This window comes from Cytobacillus sp. FSL H8-0458 (assembly GCF_038002165.1).
Taxonomy (GTDB): domain Bacteria; phylum Bacillota; class Bacilli; order Bacillales; family Cytobacillaceae; genus Cytobacillus.
On sequence record NZ_JBBOBR010000001.1, the window covers coordinates 2,470,181 to 2,492,046 of the forward strand.

Annotated in this window: 21 protein-coding genes; all 21 read right to left on the reverse strand. The window is 42.9% G+C overall.

Annotation, left to right across the window (positions count from 1 at the left end):
• Positions 1 to 333: 333 nt before the first annotated feature.
• The gene (gene dprA, locus NYE23_RS12000) at positions 334 to 1,209 is read right to left on the reverse strand and encodes a DNA-processing protein DprA (RefSeq protein WP_341078093.1); all 876 of its coding nucleotides are present in this window, start codon (positions 1,207 to 1,209) and stop codon (positions 334 to 336) included.
• Between the two features lie 113 nt (positions 1,210 to 1,322).
• Positions 1,323 to 2,225, reverse strand: a complete 903-nt coding sequence (gene sucD / locus NYE23_RS12005; RefSeq protein ID WP_341078096.1) for a succinate--CoA ligase subunit alpha — start codon at positions 2,223 to 2,225, stop codon at positions 1,323 to 1,325.
• Between the two features lie 85 nt (positions 2,226 to 2,310).
• Positions 2,311 to 3,471 carry an ADP-forming succinate--CoA ligase subunit beta gene (gene sucC / locus NYE23_RS12010; RefSeq protein ID WP_061791075.1) on the reverse strand — a complete coding sequence of 387 codons (1,161 nt, stop codon included), beginning with the start codon at positions 3,469 to 3,471 and terminating at the stop codon, positions 2,311 to 2,313.
• Positions 3,472 to 3,775: 304 nt separating this feature from the next.
• Positions 3,776 to 4,072, reverse strand: a complete 297-nt coding sequence (locus tag NYE23_RS12015; protein ID WP_341078098.1) for an EscU/YscU/HrcU family type III secretion system export apparatus switch protein — start codon at positions 4,070 to 4,072, stop codon at positions 3,776 to 3,778.
• On the reverse strand, positions 4,069 to 5,925 hold the full coding sequence (locus NYE23_RS12020; RefSeq protein ID WP_341078100.1) for a hypothetical protein: 1,857 nt from the start codon (positions 5,923 to 5,925) through the stop codon (positions 4,069 to 4,071). Before NYE23_RS12020 ends, NYE23_RS12015 begins: the two co-directional genes overlap by 4 nt.
• Before the next feature lie 22 nt (positions 5,926 to 5,947).
• A complete protein-coding gene (locus tag NYE23_RS12025; RefSeq protein ID WP_341080704.1) occupies positions 5,948 to 6,715 on the reverse strand; it encodes a ribonuclease HII in 768 nt (255 codons plus the stop codon).
• A gap of 373 nt (positions 6,716 to 7,088) precedes the next feature.
• On the reverse strand, positions 7,089 to 7,961 hold the full coding sequence (ylqF, locus tag NYE23_RS12030) for a ribosome biogenesis GTPase YlqF (RefSeq protein WP_035328930.1): 873 nt from the start codon (positions 7,959 to 7,961) through the stop codon (positions 7,089 to 7,091).
• A 40-nt stretch (positions 7,962 to 8,001) separates the two neighbouring features.
• Positions 8,002 to 8,553 carry a signal peptidase I gene (gene lepB / locus NYE23_RS12035; RefSeq protein WP_061794314.1) on the reverse strand — a complete coding sequence of 184 codons (552 nt, stop codon included), beginning with the start codon at positions 8,551 to 8,553 and terminating at the stop codon, positions 8,002 to 8,004.
• Positions 8,554 to 8,877: 324 nt separating this feature from the next.
• Positions 8,878 to 9,222 carry a 50S ribosomal protein L19 gene (rplS, locus tag NYE23_RS12040; protein WP_009330779.1) on the reverse strand — a complete coding sequence of 115 codons (345 nt, stop codon included), beginning with the start codon at positions 9,220 to 9,222 and terminating at the stop codon, positions 8,878 to 8,880.
• Between the two features lie 135 nt (positions 9,223 to 9,357).
• Positions 9,358 to 10,095, reverse strand: coding sequence for a tRNA (guanosine(37)-N1)-methyltransferase TrmD (gene trmD, locus NYE23_RS12045; RefSeq protein WP_341080707.1), 738 nt, complete (start codon positions 10,093 to 10,095; stop codon positions 9,358 to 9,360).
• Positions 10,095 to 10,616 (reverse strand): ribosome maturation factor RimM, encoded by a 522-nt coding sequence (gene rimM / locus NYE23_RS12050; protein WP_341078102.1) that lies wholly within the window; start codon positions 10,614 to 10,616, stop codon positions 10,095 to 10,097. Before rimM ends, trmD begins: the two co-directional genes overlap by 1 nt.
• Before the next feature lie 12 nt (positions 10,617 to 10,628).
• Positions 10,629 to 11,015 carry a YlqD family protein gene (locus tag NYE23_RS12055; protein WP_341078104.1) on the reverse strand — a complete coding sequence of 129 codons (387 nt, stop codon included), beginning with the start codon at positions 11,013 to 11,015 and terminating at the stop codon, positions 10,629 to 10,631.
• A gap of 150 nt (positions 11,016 to 11,165) precedes the next feature.
• Positions 11,166 to 11,396, reverse strand: a complete 231-nt coding sequence (locus tag NYE23_RS12060) for a KH domain-containing protein (RefSeq protein WP_341078105.1) — start codon at positions 11,394 to 11,396, stop codon at positions 11,166 to 11,168.
• An 11-nt stretch (positions 11,397 to 11,407) separates the two neighbouring features.
• Positions 11,408 to 11,680 carry a 30S ribosomal protein S16 gene (gene rpsP, locus NYE23_RS12065; RefSeq protein ID WP_009330784.1) on the reverse strand — a complete coding sequence of 91 codons (273 nt, stop codon included), beginning with the start codon at positions 11,678 to 11,680 and terminating at the stop codon, positions 11,408 to 11,410.
• A gap of 177 nt (positions 11,681 to 11,857) precedes the next feature.
• On the reverse strand, positions 11,858 to 13,210 hold the full coding sequence (gene ffh / locus NYE23_RS12070; protein ID WP_341078107.1) for a signal recognition particle protein: 1,353 nt from the start codon (positions 13,208 to 13,210) through the stop codon (positions 11,858 to 11,860).
• Positions 13,211 to 13,222: 12 nt separating this feature from the next.
• Complete coding sequence (locus NYE23_RS12075; protein ID WP_341078109.1) at positions 13,223 to 13,555, reverse strand: putative DNA-binding protein; 333 nt, start codon at positions 13,553 to 13,555, stop codon at positions 13,223 to 13,225.
• 144 nt (positions 13,556 to 13,699) lie between these two features.
• The gene (locus NYE23_RS12080; RefSeq protein ID WP_341078112.1) at positions 13,700 to 16,477 is read right to left on the reverse strand and encodes a VWA domain-containing protein; all 2,778 of its coding nucleotides are present in this window, start codon (positions 16,475 to 16,477) and stop codon (positions 13,700 to 13,702) included.
• A complete protein-coding gene (locus tag NYE23_RS12085; protein WP_341078114.1) occupies positions 16,461 to 18,233 on the reverse strand; it encodes a vWA domain-containing protein in 1,773 nt (590 codons plus the stop codon). The genes NYE23_RS12080 and NYE23_RS12085 overlap by 17 nt, the downstream gene beginning before the upstream one ends.
• A gap of 7 nt (positions 18,234 to 18,240) precedes the next feature.
• A complete protein-coding gene (locus tag NYE23_RS12090; protein WP_341078115.1) occupies positions 18,241 to 19,107 on the reverse strand; it encodes a DUF58 domain-containing protein in 867 nt (288 codons plus the stop codon).
• Entirely contained in the window at positions 19,107 to 20,111 is a 1,005-nt protein-coding gene (locus NYE23_RS12095; RefSeq protein ID WP_341078117.1) for an AAA family ATPase, read from the reverse strand. Before NYE23_RS12095 ends, NYE23_RS12090 begins: the two co-directional genes overlap by 1 nt.
• A gap of 5 nt (positions 20,112 to 20,116) precedes the next feature.
• Entirely contained in the window at positions 20,117 to 21,721 is a 1,605-nt protein-coding gene (locus tag NYE23_RS12100; RefSeq protein ID WP_341078120.1) for a hypothetical protein, read from the reverse strand.
• Positions 21,722 to 21,866 lie beyond the last annotated feature (145 nt).

Genomic DNA, 21,866 nt, shown 5'->3' on the forward strand with positions numbered 1-21,866 from the left:
ATTTTTCACCTGCTAAACTTGCCTGTCTTCTTTATCTATTAACAATAAAACAGCCTCATTACTGCATGTGTATTGAAATATTCATTATTATTCTACATTCTATTCAAGTTTGTCAAACTTAATCGGATTATTTCCGCAACCGTTTCCAAGAAAAAATCCTAAATTAAATAAATAAGCATTCTCTTACTTTCCTTCATACCTGTTGCAAAATGTATAACAGTTTTAATAGAATTTCAACCTTTTTGTAAAAAATCCTTTAAATAAACAAATTTATTATGAGTGATGTAAGAGAAGGAGCCTTTAATCTATAGGCTCCTTTTTCACTTGATCCGATCAGTAATGGAACTCTTCTAAGATTTCTTCAGCAGATTTAACCAGTTTGGCGCCTTGCTGAATTAACTCATTGGTTCCGCATGAGAATGGACTAAAAATATTCCCTGGTACTGCAAATACTTCTCTTCCTTCTTGCACAGCATAATTAGCTGTAATAAGAGAGCCGCTTTTCCTTTTCGCCTGAATTATCAGTGTCCCTCTGCTAATGCCGCTTATGATTCGGTTTCTCATTGGAAACTGCCACCTTGAGGGCCTTGTGTCTGGCGGATATTCAGATATAACCAGATGATTTTTCATCAGTTCATAAGCAAGCTTCTGGTTTGCCTGTGGATAAATATGAAACAGGCCCCCGGCTATGACACCGATTGTTTTTCCTTTATTTTTTATTGCTTCCCTATGCGCAATGGCATCGATCCCGGCCGCCAGCCCGCTTACAATAATAACCCCGTGTTCAATTAGCTTGGGAAAAATGGACTGAATGGCTTTTTCGCCATACTCTGTTGCCTGTCTGGAACCAACAACGGCCAGATGAACCCCGCTATTCAAAAGACGGGTATCACCTCGGGCATACAAAACCCAAGGCGGCTGGTAAGTTTCTTTTAGCAGAATTGGATATTCTTCGTCAAAAATTGTAATGGCTTTAATGCCGTTTGGTGAGTATTGGCGAATTTGTTCCTGGATCCGATCAGAATGCAGATCCTGGAGTGCATTGGAAAGTAATTCCTGAGTGGTGATTACCTGGGGTATAATTCGTCGGGGTGCATCATTATACAGAAATTTCAATTCGGGATCTTTTTTTAGAATGTAATATATCATTTTCCAGCTCATTCCTCTGCAGTGGTGGAGATGGGTGAGCCTCATATTAAATTCATTCATGGGAGCCTCCTGAAATGTTTTTAAAAAGACGGGGTAAGAGGGGGATAACAGGATTTGACAATGCAGAAATAGTCCCTCAAAAAGAGGGACTACTCTTAAGTTATTCAAAAAAATTAGTGTGTTTTACACTGATCATAAAGGCCTTTTTCTTTCAGGACCTTAATCAGGGTTTCACCCATTACGGATGGAGTGTCAGCTACCTGAATTCCGCATTCATTCATTACACGGATTTTTTCATCAGCTGTTCCTTTGCCTCCTGAAATAATTGCGCCGGCATGGCCCATACGCTTTCCTGGAGGTGCAGTGCGCCCTCCGATGAAGCCTACAACAGGCTTAGTCATGTTCTCTTTAACCCATTCTGCAGCTTCTTCTTCAGCAGTTCCGCCGATTTCACCGATCATGATGACAGCATAAGTATCAGGATCTTCATTGAATGCTTTTAATACATCAATGAAGTTTGTTCCGTTAACCGGATCTCCGCCGATTCCAACAGCAGTAGATTGGCCGATTCCTTCTTGTGTCAGCTGGTGTACAGCTTCATAAGTCAATGTTCCGGAACGGGAAACAACTCCAACATGGCCTTTAGTGTGGATGTAACCAGGCATAATGCCGATCTTACACTCTTCAGGAGTGATAACACCCGGGCAGTTGGGACCTACAAGGCGGGTCTTCTTGCCTTCCATATAACGCTTAACTTTAACCATATCCAATACAGGAATATGCTCAGTGATACAAATCGCAAGATCCAATTCGGCATCTACAGCCTCAAGAATTGCATCTGCAGCAAATGGAGCGGGAACATAAATAACGGAGGCATTGGCACCTGTCGCCTTAACTGCTTCCTCCACTGTATTGAAGACAGGAACACCCTCTACTTCAGTACCGCCTTTACCGGGAGTTACACCGCCGACAATTTGCGTTCCGTATTCAAGCATTTGCTTTGTATGAAAGAGGGCTGTTGAACCAGTAATCCCTTGAACTATAACTTTAGTATCTTTATTAATAAATACGCTCACGTTAATTCTCCTTTCTGGTCTAAAGAGTGCCATTCTGCGCTCAAAGGAATGCCTTTAAAACTGAACGGCCGCTCATTTTTGATTCTTAGCCTACTAAAGAAACGATCTTTTGTGCACCGTCAGCCATGGATTCAGCTGCGATAATATCGATATCGGATTCAGCAAGAATCTTCTTGCCCATTTCAACATTCGTGCCTTCCAGACGTACAACTAATGGCACATTCAAGCCTACTTGCTTCGCTGCTTCCACTACTCCAGTGGCGATGATGTCACACTTCATGATTCCGCCGAAGATATTGACAAAAATACCTTTAACGTTTTTATCAGAAAGGATGATTTTGAAAGCTTCAGTTACTTTCTCAGCTGTTGCTCCGCCCCCAACATCAAGGAAATTGGCCGGGTCTCCGCCATAATGCTTAACGATATCCATAGTAGCCATCGCTAAACCTGCACCGTTAACCATGCAGCCGATGTTTCCATCAAGGGAAATATAGCTTAGGTCATATTTGGATGCTTCGATTTCCTTTGCGTCCTCTTCTTCAAGGTCACGAAGATCCATGATGTCTTTCTGACGGTACAGGGCATTTGCATCGAAGTTCAGCTTAGCATCCAGAGCCATAACCTTGCCGTCGCCAGTTACAACTAATGGATTGATTTCAGCAATAGAGCAATCCTTTTCGATATAAGCTCTGTATAAGCCCATCATGAATTTAACAGCTTGTCCGACAAGCTTTGATGGAATATTGATATTGAAAGCGATTCTGCGGGCCTGGAATGCTGTTAAACCAAGAACCGGATCGATTTCTTCCTTGAAGATTTTTTCTGGCGTCTGTTCAGCCACTTCCTCGATTTCTGTACCGCCCTCTTCCGATGCCATTAAAACAACGCGAGATGTGGCACGGTCCAGTACAAGACCCACATAATATTCCTTCTTAATGTCACAGCCCTCTTCAATAAGTAAACGCTTTACTTCCTTGCCTTCCGGGCCTGTTTGATGTGTAACAAGTGTTTTTCCTAAGATTTCACCTGCATATGTACGAACTTCGTCAAGATTTTTGGCAACCTTTACACCGCCAGCTTTACCGCGTCCTCCGGCGTGGATTTGCGCTTTAACCACACACACCTCAGTGCCTAGTTCTTTCGCAGCTTCGACAGCTTCTTCAACTGTAAATGCCACTTTTCCGTTCGGAACGGCTACCCCGTATTGTCTGAGGACTTCTTTACCTTGATACTCATGTATATTCATTTCCCATCCTCCTATCTAACTCTTCAAAAAAATAGACTGCGCTTTCATTTTATTAAATGACACAACCCTTGTCTACCATTTACTCTAAAATATTATATTTCTTTAAAAATTATAAATATTAGACAGTACACAAACCCTATAATTATAAAGGATTTGAACCTGATTTTACCGAAAAATATTTTATTAAAATAAAGAAAAAGCTGCCTTTCGACAGCTTTCGATTCTATTTAATTTAAGTATTATCCCGTTCTTTTCTACTTGAAAACATTACTGTGAGTTAAACATATTGGTTTACCAGAATAGATTATTTACTATTTTTCCTCTTTCCAGCTTCCTGATCAGCCCTGTAAATGAAAGCAAATACCTCAGCAACAGCCTGATAAAGCTCTTCTGGAATTCCTTCATTGATATTAAGCTTGCCAAGAAGCTCAACAAGAGCAGGATCCTCCTGAACCGGAATACCATGTTCCTTAGCCTTTGCAAGGATATTTTCAGCTGTCAGGCCCTTCCCCTTTGCAGATATCCTTGGTGCCCCATGACTCTCAGGGTCATATGTTAATGCAACCGCTTCTTTCCTTTGTGCAACACGCTCTTTTTTCATATTCTAATATCAACTCCGCTGAATTGATTTGCCTGTACAATCGATGTCATTGTTTCTCTTGTTAAAAGTGAATCTCCTGCAGGCTCGGGCTTCTGGAAGGAAACCGAGGACAGCTTATAATTTAATTTTAATAAATTTGCTTTTAATTCAGCTGCAAATGGAGCTGTTAAATCCTTTATTTCGCTGTGCTCATTAATAACTGAAATGTTGATGATTCTGTTTTGGACCTGAAGGTCGATAATCGTTTCATTCAGGTGCTCCAAATCCAAATAAAAGATAACCCGGCAATGATTTGGATCAATGTTTCCGCCTTCTGTTCTCCTCCCGCTCCACTGCATTGTCATATCGGAGATCTTTCCCCATAAAGATACCGGCAGCTGAAAGATGAAGTGCTGCAATGGTCCTGATTCCTGTGAGAGAGCCTGAAAGCCGGTTATTTTATGCAGAAGCCGTTCCGCTGCATCTTTAGCTGTATGTGCCGGTTCTTCAGTTAAGAAGCCCATCAGGAGCGGTTTGAGGGTGTCCAGATTTTTGGCGGCTCCATCATCATACTGTTTTAATAACTTTAGGACGTCATGTTCATGAGAAAACCCTAATGTTGTGATTCTTCTCTTTAACTCACTATGTATATTACGCTGATCATATGGAAAATGAGATTCGGGACTCATGCTATTTTTCGTTTCTTCCAGCATTGTGCTTTCCTGAGGGTTAAGAGCAGCTGCCGCGGATGGTTTTTCACCGCCCAATAGTCTCCCCGCCTGAACAGCTGCCAGCCTGAACTTGTCTCCATTTAATAAATGTTCTAAATCATCATTAATTGTAAGAGATAGAGCCGATTTAAAAAGGGTGTTAAGTAATTTTTTTTCTGCAGGAAAAGATATCCTGCCATTTCGAAAACCATTAAGTAAGTTTTGTAGAGCTTGAGCTTGTCCGCTGCTTCTAGAACTTTGTGCAATAACTCCATTGAGTTTGGCCAAATTCAATATAAATTCCTGCCTGTTCCCTGATACGCTTGCTTTCAGAAGCTCAGTCAGTATTTGAATAATCGGTTTATTTTGCACACCGCCTTCAATAAGCTGTTTTATGGCAGCATCCTCGGAAGCTTCACCCGGAAACATCCCCACTGTTTTCAGGAGCTTGAAAGCTGTGCGGGAACCTGCCTGATCTTTTGCATTCAGCCATTCTGAAAACAGTCTGACTACTGCCTGCTGTCCCAGTTTGTCCCTTGAAGTCCTTGTCATATTCCCCAGCAGAGAGTATATTTGCTGCCCTTTGGATGATAAATCGGCTCTCTTTAACTCATTCTGCAATTCTCCCATAATCGAAGAAAGAGAGTCCCCGTTTAAGGCTGAGAATAGCGCTGAATAAACATCTTTCGAAAAGGGAAGCTGCCTTATTATCAGCTCTTTTACTGTCCTCAGACCCTCCGCAGCAGATTTGCTTTCATAGATCCATTCCGATGCCATTCTTAAAGTTTCACCTGTAATCGGCAGCTGCTCCTTAAGAAAATATTGAATGAGCATTTTATTTTCCCGGGACAACTTCATTCCCAGCTGACTTAGAAGGCTTTCAGCAGGAGCTCCTTTACTTTGGCCGTTTCCAGATTCCATTACTCTTAAGCGCAGCAGTCCTTCACCCGGTTCGACTCGGAACCAATATCTATTGTCCGCTGACAAAGAAGTTTCAAGCTGCGCAATCACTTTATGTGACCCGATCTGCACCTCTGCCGTCTGATTCGGAAATAGCTTTGCTACTTTTCCGCTGACAATTTGCCCAGGTCTGAACGCAGCTGTTTTTCCTGCATTGCTCTGGTCATGCCTTATGATTTTTTGAATTAATTCAGACGGCTTCATACTTTCACCTTCTATACTATTTTTAATAAGAATCTTTTATTGGAGCAAAGCTTTTCCGGTGATAAGGCGTAATCCCATGAAGTGTTATCGCTTCAAGATGTTCCTTAGTTCCATAGCCCATATTTTTCCCAAATCCATACTGGGGAAACTCTTTGCCTATTTCAGCCATCATTCTGTCTCTGGTGACTTTGGCGATGATAGAGGCTGCAGCAATCGTTACGCTTTTGCCATCTCCCTTAATGATTGCTTCCATTGGATAAGGTGTTAAAAGTTTTACGGCATCTACAAGCAGGAAGTCCGGTTTTGGATTCAGGCCTTCAACCGCCGACAGCATTGCCTTTTTTGTCGCTTCAAAAATATTGATGCGGTCAATTTCCTCTGGTTCAATGATCCCAACGCTGACCGCCTCAGCCTTAGCGTTAATGATTTCAAAATATTCTTCTCTTTTTCGTTCAGGCACTTTTTTTGAATCATCTAATCCCGGGAGGTAAAAATCCTCAGGCAAAATAACTGCTGCAGCTACCACCGGCCCTGCAAGCGGCCCTCTGCCGACTTCATCTATTCCGGCAATAAATTGAAAACCCCGGCTTCTGTACTGACGTTCATAGCGGCTCATTTCTTTATGCTTGTCATATATCTTCTTTTGGAGCAGCTGACGGGATTGCCACTTTGCCAAAAGCTGCTGCACGCCTTTTCTGTCATCCTGTTTAATTGAGTGAAGGAACGGGTCATCCTCTAACTCAATTGTTTTCATCTTTTCTTCTATTTGGCGAATGGTTAACTTTGCCATACTTTTCTCCTTTGTCATCTCAGGCTCTTTTTTAATGATTGTTGTTTTGAATTCAGCCCATTGATTTCCGCTCCAGGCACGCAGCGAACCCGCGGGCAGGAATGCGAGCCCTCCTCGGCTTCGCCTGCGGGGTCTCACACTTCCCTCTCCTCCCGCAGGACATTGAATAAGCTTCCTTGAATGAACACCGCACGAAGGAAATGCGTCAGCATTTTCGAGGATCAAGTGCCAACAGCGAAGATCAACTCAGAGGTCTAATTTAGTTACCTGCCCAAAAGCAACAAACTTTACGAATACAGCCTAATCTATTCTATGTATCGGCATTGCTTCCAAAAAGTAAAGGCCTCCTGCGAACAGAAGGCCTTCATTAAAATTATTCAGCTTCATTCCGCACTGCCATTTCCTCCGGCAGTTCCAATGTAATTGGCCCCATTTTTTCAGAGCGGAATTCTCTGATTACCAGCTCTGTTACCTTATCATAATCAATTTCGCCGCCGCCCATCAGGCAGCCGCGCAGCCTTCCGATTTTATCAAAGACTTCAACGATATCTTCCGGGATTTCTTCGATCTGGTAGCGGTCATTCAGACGATCCGGATATCTGTCACCGAGAAAGCGAAGGGCATAAACTGCAACATCCTGAAGATTTAATATAGTATCCTTGATCGCTCCTGTCAGAGCCAGCTTAAGACCAACTTCCTGATCTTCAAATTTTGGCCATAATATTCCCGGGGTATCGAGCAGCTCCAGCTCTTTCCCTACCTTTATCCACTGCTGGGCTTTCGTAACGCCTGGAGTATTTCCTGTCTTTGCAATATTCTTTTTGGCCAGGCGATTTATAAGTGTGGATTTTCCGGCGTTTGGAATACCGACAATCATTGCCCGGATTGCCCTTGGCTTGACACCTTTCGCTCTCATTCGATCGAACTTCTCCTGAAGAATTTCCTGAGATGCAGAGACGATTTCTTTCATGCCTTGCCCGGCCTGTGAGTTTATCGCAAGAGCTCTTATGCCCTTGTTTTCAAAATGTCTGATCCACTTCTTCGTTGCTTCTTTATCAGCCATGTCAGCTTTATTCAACAAAACAAGCCGGGGTTTGTGCTGAATAATTTCATCGATCATCGGATTTCGTGATGAATAAGGAATCCTTGCATCAACGAGTTCAAAGATGATATCAACTAGTTTTAATTTTTCTGTAACCTGCCTTCTGGCTTTCGCCATATGACCGGGAAACCACTGGATCGTCACAGCCGGCACCTCCATCCAATATGTATTTAACAAACAATCGTCAATCAACGATGCGAATATCCTCTATTGGCCAGTATATTACTCCGGCATCGCCCAGCACTTCTTCCATTGCAACAGGGCCAATGTGACGGCTGTCCTTGCTGAAGCGGCGGTTGTCGCCCATTACAAACAAATGCCCTTCAGGAACTGTTTCCTGTCCGATCTTTTCTTTTAAAGTAAATGGCTCTGTCAGAGGCCCATCGATTACCTGTTTCTTATATTCATCCAGGTAAGGCTCATCATACGCTTTTCCGTTAACATAGAGAGTATCATCTTTATATTCAATCTTGTCTCCCGGAAGCCCAATTACTCGTTTGATGTAATCTTTGTTTTCAGGTGCATGGAAAACAATGATGTCAAAGCGCTCCGGTTCACCAATTTTATAGCTGAATTTATTCACAATCATCCGATCCTGGTCATGCAATGTTGGCATCATGGACAATCCGTCAACCACAATTGGAGCAAATAAGAAATATCTGATGACTGCCGCTAACAGAACTGCGATTACAAGAGCTTTTGTCCATTCCCACAACTCATTTTTCTTTTTTGCCATTAAATCCCCCACCATTCTTCTAACCCATAACTAATCTGCCATGGAAAGTGTTGTCTTACTTATTTTACAAAAATTCTTCATAATAAACACGATGGGAATCTTATTTTTATATTATTTAACATTTATGTAATATTATTTGTACTTTACTATTTCATGAAAGAAAAAGGAGCTTGATTTAACAAGCTCCTTCTTTCTCTCATTGTCCAGCTGCAGCGGCCTAGCCCTTCGAGGTCATAAGCCAAATCACTCCAGAGGCTAACGCCTCCTGCGTGATTCGTCTTATGCTTGTCGGGGCTGGTCAAGGCGCTTTCGCTTTTCATTTTATTATCGAATTTCTTTGATACGAGCTTTTTTACCGCGAAGGTTACGCAGGTAGTAAAGTTTCGCACGGCGGACTTTACCGCGGCGGATAACTTCAAGCTTCGCAATCTTAGGTGTGTGCACAGGGAATGTACGCTCAACGCCTACACCGTAAGAAATCTTACGAACTGTGAAAGTTTCGCTGATTCCACCACCACGACGCTTAATCACAACACCTTCGTATACCTGAACACGCTCACGAGTTCCCTCAACAATACTTACGTGTACACGTACAGTATCACCAGGACGGAAAGACGGAAGGTCAGTGCGAAGCTGTTCTTTTGTGATTTCTTCAATTAACTTTTGCATCGTTTTCAACTCCTCTCAACAGACGCTCTTGCACAACCTATGTTTGCAGCGGAACATCTTTATCAGACGCAAACTGAACAAGTTCAGCCTAAGTCACAAAAAGTATCATATCATATTTGGACGGCAACTTCAATGTTATTTATCTTCTTTTTTTATTTCATTTAGCCATTTTTGCTGTTCACTTGTTAATTCTGCATCTTCAAGAAGATCAGGTCGTCTTAAATACGTTCTTCTCAGGGATTCTTTGGCTCTCCATTCTTCGACAAGGCGGTGATTGCCAGACATGAGAACATCAGGCACTTTAATGCCTCTGAAGTCGGCAGGACGCGTATAATGAGGATGTTCAAGAAACCCTGTGCTAAAAGAATCTTTCATATGAGATTCCTGATTGCCTAATACACCAGGCAGCAATCGGACGACACTGTCAATTACAACCATCGCTCCAAGCTCTCCGCCAGTCAGCACAAAATCACCAATTGAAATTTCATCTGTCACAACATGTTCACGTATTCTTTCATCATACCCCTCGTAATGGCCGCATACAAAAATCAGGTGATCTGCTTCTGCCAGTTCTTCGGCTTTTTTTTGCGTATAGCGTTCCCCTTGGGGACACAGCAGGATAACCCTCGGAGACGCACCGCTTTTACTGCGAAGATCATCAACCGCATCAAATATCGGCTGCGGTTTTAAAACCATCCCCGCTCCTCCGCCATATGGGTAGTCATCAACGGTTTTGTGCTTATTGTCGGCATATTCCCTAAAGTTGACGACATTGTACGTTACCGCTTCATTTTCTGCAGCTTTTTTTAATATGGAATGCCCAAAGACCCCTTCAAACATTTCAGGAAACAGCGTGAGCACATCAATATTCATCATGAAAGCAATCCTTCAATCGCATTAATTTTCACAAGTTTATCTTCCACATTAACTTCCTTAACAACATCTTCAATATATGGGATTAGAATTTCCTTACCGCCTTTTGCTTTAATTACCCACACATCATTTGCTCCGGGAGAAAGAATTTCTTTAATTTTCCCCACTTCTTCTCCATTAAGAGTTTCAACTGTACACCCTATGATTTCATGGTAGTAAAATTCATCCTCTTCAAGATCGCCAAGCTGATCTTCTGAAATTTTCAGAATGCCGCCCTTCATTTTTTCAATCTGATTGATATTCTCGTATCCTTCAAAGGTAAGCAGATCAAATGATTTATGAGTGCGGTGTGATTTCACTGTCAGCTCAACGGGATCACCTTTTGTGTCAGGCATGAACAAATAAAGTTTATTTCCCGGCTTATACCTCTCTTCAGCAAAGTCTGTTTTTGAAATGACTCTCGCTTCCCCTTTAATGCCATGGGTGTTCACAATTTTTCCAACGTTAAACCATTTCTGCATGCACTATCACCTCTAGCGTATTTCATCAACAATTCCATCTCTTATGATGATCGTTTTCCCTTTTTCTATGTCTTCCCAGGGGGTACCCTTTTGAACCTCGATAATCGCCTGGACTTCTTTTTCTTTTAATTCACTTCCTAATGGTAGCATATGTAATTGTTCTATTTGAAAATCCAGCAGCTGGACTTTTTCCTGCCTCAGTTGAATTTCCTTTTCAAAGTGCTGTTTCAGACTGGCAGGATGCAGCTTTTTGTTTTTTTCCTGCTTTTTCAGTTCAAACCTCAACTGATCACTTTCTTTCTGCAGCTGTTTTTTTTTGGCCGCATAGCCTTCCAGCAGTTCTTGCTTGCTGTTCTCTGTCAGCACCTGCTTAACTGTAACCGTTTGAATAATGTTCATGTACAGCGCCTCCCAAATCATAATCCGAATGAAAAAACGGCGTAACTGACACTGCTGTCACATTCTTAGTTGGCGATGTTATTTTTTTAGATTGTAAAAAAAGGAGGGGAAGCCCCTCCTTTTTTGGTATACCCGCTCATAGCAGGATAATTATTCGATGATCTCTAAAAAGATCTTCTTTTCTTCTGATGAACCTGCTGCATAAACAACGGTCCGTATTGCTTTCGCAACGCGCCCTTGCTTCCCAATTACTTTCCCCATGTCATTCTTGTTGACGGAAAGCCGATAGGTTACGCGCTGATCCTCTTCTTGGACATTCACTTGAACATCTTCCGGAAAATCAACAAGGGGCTTAACAATCGTTTCGATAAGCTCTTTCATCTTATAATGAATTACTTACCGTTTTTAGCGTTATGGAATTTTTCCATAATGCCTTGCTTAGAGAAAAGGTTACGTACTGTATCAGATGGCTTAGCACCTGTCTGAAGCCATTTAAGAGCCAACTCTTCATTGATTTCCACGATCGCTGGTTGAGCAACCGGATTGTAAGTTCCTACTGTTTCAATGAAACGTCCGTCACGAGGAGAACGAGAATCAGCTACAACGATACGATAGAAAGGGTTTTTATGAGCACCCATACGCTTTAAACGAATTTTTACTGCCATTTTAAATAAGCACCTCCGAATAGTTTCACACAAGATAGTATAATATCAGATAGTTAATTAGTTTGTAAAGGTTTTTTTCTTTACATGTTATGAAAAGCTTAAATGACTAGAAAAGCGCAAGCGCCTTGCCCACCCCCGACAATCCCTCGAGGGAGCAGGCGCTGGAGCTAGACATTACTAAAAAGGGTTAAAAGGAAGCTTGAATCCGCCTTTTTTCTTGCCTTTTTGCTGCATGCCGGCCATTTGCTTCATCATCTTTTTCATATCCTCAAATTGCTTCAGCAGACGGTTAACTTCGGGGACGGTTCTTCCGCTTCCCTTGGCAATCCGTTTGCGGCGGCTTGAATTGATGATTTCCGGATGAGTTTTCTCTTCCTTAGTCATCGACTTAATAATGGCTTCCACGTGAGTGATTTGCTTCTCATCGATTTGCATATTATTCAAGCCTTTGATTTTGTTGGCACCAGGCATCATTTTCAGAAGCTCATCAAGAGGTCCCATTTGGCGGACCTGACCAAGCTGGTCCAAAAAGTCATCAAATGTGAAAGAAGCAGTGCGCATCTTCTGCTCAAGCTCTTTTGCCTTTTCTTCATCCACATTAGCCTGTGCTTTTTCAATTAGGGATAAGACATCCCCCATACCTAAAATACGGGATGCCATCCGTTCTGGATGGAACGCTTCAAGGGCATCCAGCTTTTCGCCTAGACCGATGAATTTAATCGGCGTGTTTGTTACGGATCTAATGGATAGAGCCGCTCCGCCTCGGGTATCGCCATCCAGCTTTGTCAGGACTACTCCTGTAAGACCCAGCAGATCATTGAAGCTTTGTGCTACATTAACCGCATCTTGACCAGTCATGGCATCTACAACAAGAAAAATTTCATCTGGATTGGAAAGCTCTTTGATTTGCTTCAGCTCATCCATTAAAGCTTCATCCACATGCAGTCTTCCTGCTGTATCGATTAGAACATAATCATTATGATCCTCTTTTGCCTTTGCGATCGCCTCTTTTGCAATTTCAACAGGACTGACTTGATCGCCAAGGGAGAAGACAGGCATATTCAGCTGCTTGCCAAGCGTTTCGAGCTGTTTAATCGCCGCAGGGCGGTAAATGTCTGCAGCAACCAGCATCGGATTGCGGTTATACTTTTTGCGGAGCAGGTTCGCAAGCTTTCCGGTTGTAGTCGTTTTACCGGCACCCTGAAGACCGACCATCATAATGACTGTCGGCGGGCGATTGGAAACAGCAATTTTGCTCTGCTCTCCGCCCATCAGTTCCGTTAATTCTTCTTTAACAACCTTTATTACCTGCTGTCCCGGCGTCAGGCTCTTTAAAACTTCCTGCCCGACAGCGCGTTCGCTGACTTTTTTGACGAACTCCTTGACAACTTTGAAGTTAACATCCGCTTCCAAAAGGGCGAGACGGACTTCACGCATCATTTCTTTTACATCCGCTTCATTAATTTTGCCTTTTCCGCGGATCTTCTGAATTGTATTTTGCAGTCGGTCGGCCAATCCTTCAAATGCCATACATGCCGCCTCCTAATCTAATTTCTCAAGCTCTGCCACTGCTTCTTCCAGTGCCTCTCGGGAAGGGGAACCTTCCTGAAGCATCTTTTTTATTTCTGCAATCAGCTTGCTGCGCTCTTGAAATTTATGAAATAATAACAGCTTTTCTTCATACTCTTCAAGCATTGATTCTGTTCTCTTAATGTTGTCATAAACCGCTTGCCGGCTAACATCATATTCCTCGGCAATCTCTCCAAGCGAAAAATCATCCAGGTAGTAAAGGGACATATAGCTTCTCTGCTTAGGAGTTAACAACGATTGATAGAAATCATAAAGGTAGTTCATCCTCGTTGTCTTTTCGAGCATCCCTATTCCCCCTTGTTAAGTGAAAAGCCTTTACAAAGTAAAGTTTACATAGAATTTCATATCATGTCAAGAAGATATCTTTACAGTGTTGGCAGTACCTAATTCCGGGAGAGCGCTGAAGGCATCATTCAACTCTGATTCCACTTATTTTTTCCTGTTTTTTGCATCCAGCAGCCTTTTCATCCGCTCTTCTCTTTCTTTCGGCGAGAGTTCTGCTGCTGGTTTTGGCCGGTTCGGCTTCTTTGCTTTTGTTTTCTCCGGTGTTTCCTTTACAGGAATTTCTCCTTGAAGTTTAACAGGCGCCTGTTCGGAGGGAGACGGTTTTTTCCTGGAAGCTTTAAGTTTTGGTACCTTCATAGGCACATCTGGCTTTTCTTTAACTTTTCTGTTTTTCTTCAGAATTCCCGCTGCAAGAGCCGTTAGACCAAAGCGCCTTACTGCTATTTCTGAAAAAAAGAGCAGGAATGCAGCGAGAAGCAGCCATTCGCTGATTGGCTGTTTGGTGCTTGCCGTTTTTTTCAGCGGCCGGAATGCTTCTTCTCCGCTTGCCAGCTCCTTGCCACCAGTCATTTTTGAGAGTGACTTCAAATGCTCTTTATTTGTTCCCTTTTGCAAATACTCCTCAGAATATGGAATGGTAAAACCGGTCTGATGAACCTGAATATTTCCATTCTGATCTGTCTGTTTAATATTTAAAAAGTACATTCCCGCACTTTCAGGAATCAGCGCCTCATACTTGCCTGGAGCAGTAAGCCTCATATTGGCTTTTATCTGTTCACCCGTTTCCGACACGATGGATGTCTCAATGGGCAAAGAAATGCTTGCCGCAGATTCCAGGCTGAGCACTGTATTGCCATCCTTGTTCTCAACATCAACCCTATATGGTTCACTTTCATACTGCGGCAGGGTTTTAGTGACAAGCTGATTAATAAAGGACGGCCACTTTTCCCAGCTTGCCCATTCTCCCGACCACTTGCCTGAGATGTCGGATGTAAAGGCCGCTGTCCGCCCCATTCCATATTGCCATTCAGCAAGTACCGGGTCTTTTTTTTCACTTAACAGCGGCACCTGTGCCCGCGGCTTAGCAGTGGAAGCTATATAGGCATTCATTTCCGGCACACCATTTTCAAAAAGAGAGGACCAGTCAGGGTAAGGCTGGATACTTGGGTAAAAAGGTTTGTCCTCGATATAAGTTCGCGTAGCCATTACGGTTTCTCGTGATAAAATGCTTGGTATAACGGAAGAGTCTGTAACATCGTAAAAACGCCCTGACCCCATTCCCGCAAGTTCTTCCAGCAGCCCTCTATCAGCATCCTGGCCAAGAGCAACAGTTGAGAGAGTGATATTCTTCTCTTTCCCGCTTTCAATTAAAAGCTCATAGTCTCCATTTGTGGCAGATTGGCCATCTGTCAGCAAGATGATATGCTTTCTCTGCAGCTGTAAATCTTCAAGCTCACTGTATGCCTGTTCGAGAGAAGTAAAGATTTCTGTCCCCCCGCCCGGTGTAATGGATTTGATTTTTTCAATTGCCTTTTTCTTATCCTTGAGAGGCTTGGTTTCAAGGATTTCCCATGGCCGGTCATCAAACGCAATGAATCCGAGTGTATCTTCTTCACGCAGCAGTTCAACTGAACGGGCAGCCGCCTCTTTCGCCAATTCAATTTTATTTCCTGCCATACTTCCGGAACGGTCCATAACTAACACAAGACCTAAGGAAGGCATTTCTTTCTTGCCTTTGATATCCATATCCACCGGAAGTAATTTCTCAATCGGAGTTTTAAAATAGCCCCCCAGCCCGAAGCTTTCTTCACCGCCAAACATAATAAAACCAGTGCCGAATTCTTTCACTGCCTTCTCCATCAGAATCATTTGCTGCTCTGAGATGACAGTTGCAGGGACATTATTAAAAATAATCGACTGATATTGCAAATAACCTGAGAGTACGGTCGGAAGCTTCTCTGGAATAACGGTGTCTGTCGCAAGGCCTGAACCTTTTAAAAGATTCACAATATCGCCAGCTTCCTCTCCTTGTACGATCAGGACCTTAGGCGTACCCTTCACATTCACAACAGAGTGAAGTGCATTGTTTTCAGAGTATGCATCCCGCTCGGCAGCTATCTCTGCTTTATATACCGTTAACCCTGCGGTATCCGCTTTGTGGGTAAACGTATAAACATTTTTCCCTTCGTTTACTTGAACGGTTTCCTTTAATACTTCTTTATGATTTAACGATACTCTGATATCAGCTTCTTTGGCAACATTGCTGGTAACTTCTATTGTAATCGGAGCCTCTTCTCCTAAATATAGTGAAGGAGGAACGTTTAATTTTGAGATTGAGACATCGTCCCCTGCTGCTGTTCTTAATGGCACATGGTCAATCTCGATATTCCGATTTTTTAAAACTGCTGCAGCTTCCAGGCTTTCGCCTTCCGTTTCATTCCCGTCTGTCATCAAGACAATTCTGCCGGAAGACTCCCTCGGAATGAGTGAAGCGGCAAATTGCAGGCCTGCTTCCAGATTTGATTGGGAATCTTCAGCCATCCCGTTAAATTCGTTTACAGCTTCACGGTTTCTGCCTAAATTCTGTTCAAGCACTGCATTTTTCCCAAAAGCCGCCACTGCAAATTGATCGTCACTTTTCCTGTGGCTGGTGCTGTTTTCTATCCAGGCCAGTGCCTCCTCATTCGTGCCAATGCTTGCAGAACGGTCGGCCAAAAATACGACGGTCTGTCCCTTTACCGGAAGAACCACCTGGGGAACGGTCAGTGCAATAATTAATAATGAGAAAATGATCAGCCTCAAACCGGCAATCCAAAATTTTTCATTTCCTTTTCCGCTGTGATTTCGAATAAATAAAATAATGATTATGACAGCAGGAATCAGGATGAGAAACAGGAAGGGATATTTAACCTCTATGCCCACGGCGATATACCTCCCATTCGATAGCAATCAGGATTAAAGCTATTAACGCCAGCCAGAACCAGAGACTTTCATTAGGCCTTTGGGTCATGCTGCTTTTTTCAGACGATTTAGCATTAATGGTGAAGGATTCTTCTGTTCCTGCACTTTTCTCCCTTTCATCCAGAAGGACTGAAAAATAATAAATTTGATTACCTGATACAGCCTGGTAAGTTCCGGGGATTATAGGAGCTTTAAAGGTTTCCTTGTTTAGATCAAGAGAGTATAGATTTTCGTCTTTATTATTGAAAATTTCCAAGCTTCCAGTTCCATTGCCGATATTTATCCATCTTTCTTCTCCGGAGCTGAAATATCCGAGGAAATCTGATTGCTGAGATAGCCACTGGTAAGAGTTATACAGAAAGATTGGAAAACCTGGCAGGAGAGGCCAATCTGTGTCGGATAGATCAAAATTGACGATAATAATTGGCTGCCCATTATGCATCCCCCTTTGGATTAAAGGAATATCCCCGCTTTTCAATACAGTCTCCCATTCTCCTTTCAATACGGAGGATGCTGAACTGATATACACCTTTTCAAAGTTTGCAAATTCAAAAAGACGATCATCATCACCTGTAATTTCTTCTTCAAGTTTTGCTTTATCTTTGCTTGTATTGAAAAAAATCATCGGCAGGTCCGGGAGTTGCGATAAATTGCTTCCTTCCGCCACAACCACACCTTTCATATCCAAACCTTTCAGAGCAGCAGGATCTGTCTGCAGCAATTCGGCTCCAATTGTTTGAAAGCCTTTCACAGCAAATGGATTTACTCCTCCCATTGTGTAAACCTTTGGTTTTGGGTCGGTGTAAATAGAGGCTGCATGATTATCTGCACTATAGCCATCCTTAATGGAGATAGCTGCCTCATAGTAAGGTTTTTCCGGCAGATTTTTTATTTGAACGGTTTTTTCCTCATTTGCTTTTAATGATAGATTCTGTTCAAACAGGACTTCTTCCTCAGATTTTACTGTAAAACCTGTCTCTATATTTCCAGAAGACTGGTTTTCTATCACTGCAACTGCTGAAATACCATCACCTGCGGCCGCTGTCCCAAACGACTGCAGCGACACATTCCCTGCGTTCTCTCCAATATTATGTACCACAGTGTATAGACCAGCCAATTCCTTCATTAGATCTTTCTTTCCAGCTGAATCTGAAAAAATATGAAGAGCCGTGTCTTTTCCTGAAGATAGGGAGCCTGCCAATAAGATGGCTTTTTCCATATTCTCATGTTCATAAGTAAGCTCCAGCCCCTCAATGGTTCTTCGAATAGTATTTGGATCATCTTCCCGGCTTAAGAGAATCTCATTTTTCTCTCCTGCTTTAATTAAGCTTACCTGCTGGCCATTAAGCTTTCCCGCCAGACCAAGCATTTCCTCTTTTACGATCTCAAAACGGCTTTTCCCTCCGCTTTCAGCTGACATAGAAGCGGATGGATCAATGATAATGATTATGTGTTCTCCTTTTAAAGAATCTTCAAGCCAAAATGGACGCACAAGGGCCAGCACCAATAATAGAAGTGCCAATAATTGCAGCCAAAATAACAGATTCTGCTGAAGCTTTTTCAGCCAAGGGGAAGCCTGCCATTCATTCAGCACCTGCTCCCAAAGCAAATTGGATGAAATGGTCTTTTCCGCATACTGCTTCCGAAAGAAATAAAATAAGACAAACGCTCCGATAAAAATGGATAAAATAAAATAAGCAGGATTTAAGAATTGCATGTTGTTCTCACCTGACCAGCCCCTTCGCATACAGATCCCTGAAAAGAACAGTCTGAAGATCTCTTGTTTCAGGCGCAAAGATATATTGGCCGCCATACCGCTTGCATAAAATCTCAAGCTGTTCATTATGTTTTTTTAGGCGCTTTTCATATTCGGCCAATACGGCAGGACTCATGCTCACATTTATAGCTGACCCTGTCTCACTATCAATTAACTTTACATCTCCAGAATATGCCGGTGTCATTTCTTCATCGGCCTGAACCTGAAATAGCCAGAACTCCTGTTTCAGTCCTCTTAGCTTCCTAAACAGGCTTTCCCATTCCTGAAGCGGCTCAAAGCCATCCGCTATTATTACAGCAAGCTGCTGATGTCTTGAAAGAGTTTCTTTTAAGCTGCCCAGAAAGTTACTGGACAGAGCTGAATGTTCAATTTTCTGGATTTCCATGAATGTTCGCCTGCTGTAAACAGAGCCTTTTCTTTTGATAGGCTGTAAGCCAGCAGAAGAAACAGCTGAAAATAGGAGCCGGTCTTCACCAGAAAGAATCATAAAGCTCAAAGCCGCAGCCAGCGCTTTGGCATACTCCCATTTTGCTTCCATTTTGGTCATTGATGAAGTGGCATCCAGATAAACAGCAATAGACAGTTCCTGCTCATCAAGGAAACGTTTAATATAATGTTTTTGTGTTCTGCCATAGACATTCCAATCTATTTGCCGGATATCGTCTCCGGGCTGATATGCCCTGAAGTCAGAAAATTCCATGGAAGATCCGAATTTATGAGATTGCCTGGAACCTGAATGAAACCCTCTTTTCCTGGTCTTAACCGCAACTTTACGCTTCTGCAGCTTTCCAAGAAGGATTTGATGGCTGTTCATCAGCTCTTAGCTCCCCGGGAATTTTCTTTTATTAGACCTTCAATAATCGAATCTGCCGTAATCCCCGCTGCTTCTCCTTCAAAGTTTAAAAGGAGGCGGTGGCGCAGAACGGGATAGGCAACATTTTTAAGGTCACCTATCGAAACATTGAACCTTCCTGAGCACAATGCTCTTGCTCTTGCCATATTTATCAGACTCTGGAGTCCGCGGGGACCGCTGCCATATTGGACGTATTCTCTTACTGTTTCCGGTGCATCCTCTGAATCCGGGTGTGTGGCAGTGATCAGCCATACAGCATAATCGAGGATATCCTCTGATACGAGGATTTCTCTTGTGAGTTCCTGAAGAGCAACTACATCATTCAGCCCGGCCGCTTTATTTAAATGAGTATTTTGCACACCTGTAGTTCTCCTGGCAATTTCTTTTAATTCTTCCTGTGTCGGATATGCTACGTTTACCTTACATATAAACCGGTCGGTTTGGGCCTCCGGCAGAGGATATGTTCCTTCCATATCAATCGGGTTTTGAGTTGCGAGAACAAAAAATGGCTTTTCCATCCTCTTGGTTTCACCCATTATAGTAACCGTTTTTTCTCCCATTGCCTCAAGCAGGGCACTTTGTGTTTTAGGTGTTGCCCTGTTAATTTCATCTGCAAGGATGATGTTGGCGAATATGGGCCCTTTATGGAAACTGAATGTTTGCCTGCCTGCTTCATCAGGCTGAAGCAGCATAGTTCCGGTTATATCGGATGGCATTATATCAGGGGTAAATTGAATGCGGGAATATTTCAGATCCAGCACTTCTGCAATAGTCTTAATCAGCATGGTTTTACCAAGCCCAGGCAAACCTTCAAGCAAAACATGGCCGCCTGAGAATATGCTCCATAATACTTGTTCGACTACTTCCTCCTGGCCAACTATAAATGATTGAATTTCATCTCTCACTCTTGCAATAGTATCTGCTGCTTGTGCAAATTGCTGTTCTTTTTCCTGTGTTGCGGACATCGAAATCACTCCTTGTCAGGATCTATACTTGTAAAATAATTTTTAACGATTTCCTCTAAATCAGCCGGCAGCTTATACCGGTCGGTGCTCTTCCTGTATGACGCCTCATAATTTCCAAATACCTCACTGTAAGGTCTGATCGTTCCTTTTAATACAGGACCTTCACCGTCAAACTGCTGGCCTGGAGTCCCCTGTCCAAGACTGCCGTTATCACTTTCAATATTCGTCTTACCTTCAATACCTGATGGAATGGTGAGCAGATCCCTGGATCCCTGTCCGAGTCCGGCACCTCCTCCAAGACCGCTGCCTGAACCGCTCCCTGCGCCTGAGCCTGACCCTGCACCAGATCCCGAACCATTTCCGGTTCCGCTGCCTGAACCTGTTCCTGAGCTGCTGCCATTTCCGTTGTTTGGGCTATTGCCAGGCTGGTTTTGATTATTTTGCGGATTTGAATTATTCTGCTGCGCAGGCGGCGATGAATTAGGATTATTTGCCTGGCTCCCCGGCTGCCCGGGAGGCGCAAATGCAAGCTGTCCAGGCGGCATTCCATTGGCAGCCATTTGCTGCTGTAATGATAGCCCTGAACTCTGAAGAGCTTTTTGAGCTGCAGCGAGCTGTTTTAAGAGCTCCTCTGATTGCAAAGCCTTCTCCAGCTGTTCAATAAGTTTTGACAGCTCCTCTTCAGACAGCTGCCCCTCACTGCCGGTAAGCTGTTTCAATGCATTGCTTTGTTCTTCATTAAGTTCTTTCTTCTGCTTCTCAAGTTTTGCTAATTCTTCCCGGAAAGAAGCCAGATCTTTCTCCTCCAGCATTCGGCTTAATTGCTTTAAACCGCTATTATCAAGAGTGTTCTTCATGTTTTCCAGGCTCAGAGATTTTTCTTTTTCTTTGATTGCCTTTAATTCCAGGCTTTTTGTTTGTTTCGCAAGCTCCTTCAAAGCTTCCTCAGCAGACTTTTTTTCTGCAATCTTCTCTTTCGCTTTCTCTAATGCTTTTTTTACTTCAGGATTCTTTTCTTTTTCAGCTTTTTTCTCAAGTTCCTCTTTTGCTTCTTCAACTAACTTGTTTTCCTTCTCCCATTTTTGAGCCAATTCCATTTTCTCTCCCGGAATCATGTATAAAAGTACTGCCAGGCCTAGAAAAGCCAAACACATTAAAACAGGTTTAGGGTGGATGAAAACCTTCTTCCTGCCTAAAACCTGATGGTGTACCTTTTTCATATGCTTTACTGCATCTGCAAGCTGCAATCTTGCCAGAACAGCATCATCCAAAAGGAAAGAATGGGCTGTAATGACCCTGTCTTCTCCTACAAACCCGTTATACAATGCAGCTGCCTGGATTATGTCAGGCCGCTTCTTCCAAATTCGAAAAGCTGCGACAAAAGCTGAGAGCAAAATAATCAGCAGAAAATAGTTTTGCAGGTATGGGATAACGAAAATTCTTGCTAAAACCATAAGACAACAGGCCAAGACAGCGGCTGCTAAAAGGAACACCTGAAATTCCTTAATGATCAGCTGAATGAGGAGCTGTCTTTTTACCGGTTTTAAGAGTTTAAGATATTGATTGCGGTCTTCCACCGATATCATTCCCTTATTATAAATTTCGGGCAATCCCCTCTCCAGGGGATTTGCCCGAATAAAGTGAAACTTCAATCAGTGGGGGGCTTTATCCCCCAATGATTGTTAGTTGAGGCCCACGGAAAGTGGGTCACAAAGACGTTGCCACAGGACAAGGAAATCTACGGCAGCGATACCT

What these genes read in the sequence shown, in the direction of transcription:
- dprA (WP_341078093.1), bottom strand. Translation starts at nt 1,209, where the DNA reads ATGAATGAATTTAATATGAGGCTCACCCATCTCCACCACTGCAGAGGA.
- sucC (WP_061791075.1), bottom strand. Translation starts at nt 3,471, where the DNA reads ATGAATATACATGAGTATCAAGGTAAAGAAGTCCTCAGACAATACGGG.
- NYE23_RS12015 (WP_341078098.1), bottom strand. Translation starts at nt 4,072, where the DNA reads ATGAAAAAAGAGCGTGTTGCACAAAGGAAAGAAGCGGTTGCATTAACA.
- NYE23_RS12020 (WP_341078100.1), bottom strand. Translation starts at nt 5,925, where the DNA reads ATGAAGCCGTCTGAATTAATTCAAAAAATCATAAGGCATGACCAGAGC.
- NYE23_RS12025 (WP_341080704.1), bottom strand. Translation starts at nt 6,715, where the DNA reads ATGGCAAAGTTAACCATTCGCCAAATAGAAGAAAAGATGAAAACAATT.
- lepB (WP_061794314.1), bottom strand. Translation starts at nt 8,553, where the DNA reads ATGGCAAAAAAGAAAAATGAGTTGTGGGAATGGACAAAAGCTCTTGTA.
- rplS (WP_009330779.1), bottom strand. Translation starts at nt 9,222, where the DNA reads ATGCAAAAGTTAATTGAAGAAATCACAAAAGAACAGCTTCGCACTGAC.
- trmD (WP_341080707.1), bottom strand. Translation starts at nt 10,095, where the DNA reads ATGAATATTGATGTGCTCACGCTGTTTCCTGAAATGTTTGAAGGGGTC.
- rimM (WP_341078102.1), bottom strand. Translation starts at nt 10,616, where the DNA reads ATGCAGAAATGGTTTAACGTTGGAAAAATTGTGAACACCCATGGCATT.
- NYE23_RS12055 (WP_341078104.1), bottom strand. Translation starts at nt 11,015, where the DNA reads ATGAACATTATTCAAACGGTTACAGTTAAGCAGGTGCTGACAGAGAAC.
- NYE23_RS12060 (WP_341078105.1), bottom strand. Translation starts at nt 11,396, where the DNA reads ATGAAAGAGCTTATCGAAACGATTGTTAAGCCCCTTGTTGATTTTCCG.
- rpsP (WP_009330784.1), bottom strand. Translation starts at nt 11,680, where the DNA reads ATGGCAGTAAAAATTCGTTTAAAGCGTATGGGTGCTCATAAAAACCCT.
- ffh (WP_341078107.1), bottom strand. Translation starts at nt 13,210, where the DNA reads ATGGCATTTGAAGGATTGGCCGACCGACTGCAAAATACAATTCAGAAG.
- NYE23_RS12075 (WP_341078109.1), bottom strand. Translation starts at nt 13,555, where the DNA reads ATGCTCGAAAAGACAACGAGGATGAACTACCTTTATGATTTCTATCAA.
- NYE23_RS12085 (WP_341078114.1), bottom strand. Translation starts at nt 18,233, where the DNA reads ATGCAATTCTTAAATCCTGCTTATTTTATTTTATCCATTTTTATCGGA.
- NYE23_RS12090 (WP_341078115.1), bottom strand. Translation starts at nt 19,107, where the DNA reads ATGAACAGCCATCAAATCCTTCTTGGAAAGCTGCAGAAGCGTAAAGTT.
- NYE23_RS12095 (WP_341078117.1), bottom strand. Translation starts at nt 20,111, where the DNA reads ATGTCCGCAACACAGGAAAAAGAACAGCAATTTGCACAAGCAGCAGAT.